General features: G+C 33.6%; 3 protein-coding genes. All 3 read left to right on the forward strand.

Features of this window, described 5'->3' with window-relative positions; all coding sequences use genetic code 11:
- Window positions 1-597: hypothetical protein (locus R3333_RS14285; RefSeq protein WP_318959441.1), on the forward strand; the 597-nt coding region annotated here is incomplete at its 5' end.
- An 87-nt stretch (window positions 598-684) separates the two neighbouring features.
- Window positions 685-1,083 (forward strand): hypothetical protein, encoded by a 399-nt coding sequence (locus R3333_RS14290; protein WP_318959442.1) that lies wholly within the window; start codon window positions 685-687, stop codon window positions 1,081-1,083.
- A gap of 73 nt (window positions 1,084-1,156) precedes the next feature.
- A partial coding sequence (locus R3333_RS14295) for a mechanosensitive ion channel family protein (protein WP_318959443.1) occupies window positions 1,157-1,980 on the forward strand: 824 nt, incomplete at its 3' end.

The following is a 1,980-nucleotide window of genomic DNA, read 5'->3' on the forward strand; positions in this document are numbered from 1 at the left end:
TCGGTGCGAATGTTTTTAGCCGTGCCCTTACTACTTGGTTTAGCCTTGTATTGGATAAACCCTCAACTTAAAAACTTAACCACTTGGAATTGGGCAATCATTGTACTCGTTCTTTTTATAGGAATAAGAAAAATTTCGACCTATTCTTCTTGTATAGATAAACAAACTGAAACCACCAATTTTGGTCCTATTGCCATTAAAAACCTGGATGAATTAACCCAAAAGTGCGATGAACTCAAAGAGCTTACAAAAACATATAATGTTGATTTAGTTGTTTTTATTGCAGATTGGAGGTATGGTGTTGCGGAAATTGGACATTATAATTACGCTTGTCCCGTGCTTCAAGAAAACACCATGAATACCGTTATGAACGTTTACGAGCGCAGAACCTGGATTTTTAATAATGAAAAAAATAAAGTACGAAAGAACCTATTACTCTACAATCCGAATTTAAAGAATATCGAAGAAATTAAACAGAAAATGGATTGTACTATAATTCAAAAATCTCCTCATCTTTTGCTAATTGAAAACAATGATAAAACTTTAATGGAACTTTCTAAAACCTTCGATTTCCCTTATAAACGACATACGTATTAGGTTTTAGTATTTTGTATTCCATTCAACATAAAAGATTAATCACTTATTGACGAGATATCATCAGTTTTTCAGATTAAATTTGCCAGCATGAACCAAAGCTTCCAAATCAAAACCCTCAGTTTAACATTTCAGCTCGCCCTTGTTGCTTTAACACTCGCTACCTTTCCATGGATTACAAAAAAAGAATTTTCGAGTTTGTATTTATTGTGGTTATTTATCGGACTAACAAGCCTACTGGAATACATCCTCTATAAAAAACACAAGTATATCCAAATAAACGAATCACAGATCCAGATCTTCCATAGTGTTTGGAAGGGTAAACAAAGAATTGAAAGACGGCGTATCAAAGCACTAGATAGTACGTCAAGAAAGTATTGTATCCATTTGTTAGATGGAAAAAAAGTGAAAATTAGAAAAAGTCTTATTCATGAGGACGACCACTTTAAATTAGAATTGGCGTTGAAAAGTTTTATGAGTGAAGCCTAACTTTAGTTGAACCGTTCATTAGATCATTGATGAAATTTCTTTAACTTGTTGAGAATTAAAAACGAATCTATTGATACAAGAATTAAACAAATGGTTTGCCGAATATCCTATTCTTACTAGCATAGGAAAGTACTTGGTTTGGCTCGCATTGATTTTTACTATAATTTCTTGGGTCAGGAGGGTTATCAAGAAACGACTTCCGGACAATACACTAAGGTATAAGTCACAAAAAGGAATAGAAATCATTGGTTATCTCTTTGCTGTTCTTATCACGGTAACTTATTTCACAGGTAGTATCAAAGACTTTGGACTTGCCATTGGTTTGTTAACGGCAGGAATAACAATAACCTTACAGGAATTAATCTTAAGTATTACAGGTTCCTTTTACATCTTTTTTGTACGCGTTTACCAACCAGGCGATAGAATTGAAATTAATGGAATAAAAGGTGATGTAATAGATATTGATAGCATATACACCACCATGATGGAAATAGGTCAATGGGTATCTAGCGATAATTATAGTGGCCGAATCGTGAAGTTGAGTAACGCCTTTGTTTTCAAAGGACCAGTTTACAATTACTCACAAGACTTTCCTTTTGTTTGGGATGAATTCAATATACCAATACGATATGGATCTGATATTGAACTCGCTAAAAACATTGTAATATCAGTAGCTCAAGAACAGCTTTCTGAATATGTGAATGCCTCTATTGCTGATTGGAAAAAAGTGGTAGACAAATACTATATAGAAGACGCGCAGGTAGATCCTACCCTAGCTATTTCAATGACAGATAACTGGATTCAGTTCAACCTAAGGTATATTGTGAATTACAAGAAAAGAAGATACACTAAGCACTTACTCCATGAAGAGATCAATAAAAGAATACAAGAGAGTAA

It is taken from the genome of Lishizhenia sp. (assembly GCF_033720595.1).
In the GTDB taxonomy this organism is placed as follows: domain Bacteria; phylum Bacteroidota; class Bacteroidia; order Flavobacteriales_D; family Crocinitomicaceae; genus Lishizhenia.